1 pseudogene is annotated in these 404 nt (G+C 42.6%); it reads right to left on the minus strand.

Features of this window, described 5'->3' with window-relative positions:
• Positions 1–335, minus strand: a pseudogene (locus B3157_RS04065) (hypothetical protein); the annotation flags it as partial.
• Positions 336–404 lie beyond the last annotated feature (69 nt).

Here is a 404-nt window from a genome sequence, read left to right on the forward strand (position 1 = left end):
AACTTCCGGTTCTCAGTGATGACTCTTATCTGATTATCCATGATCCATCGCTTCATCCATTGCGCCTTTTTGATCACCTCATCGACCTCGGATTCATTTGCTGGATGAATCTCTATGAATGCTGTTTTCAGCACAGCATCAATGTCGATAAAAACAGCATAGTCCCATCTATTCTCATTGGGATAATCCTCTTTAAGGCAGCTATCTATATCAACGCTCTTTGCATTGGTTCTCGTTTCTTGAAGACTGACTTTGTCAGGCTTTCCAACCGCTTGAAGTCCGTTCTTTATACAGGGGCTAAGTGATAAACTCATTATGGGCTGTATTTGATCCATTTTCTACCTCCAGAGCTGTGCTACGATTTCGTTTGTCTTGGAAGTGAATTCTACGAGGCCACCCCATTC

The sequence above is a fragment of the Mesotoga sp. UBA5557 genome (assembly GCF_002425715.1).
GTDB lineage: Bacteria > Thermotogota > Thermotogae > Petrotogales > Kosmotogaceae > Mesotoga.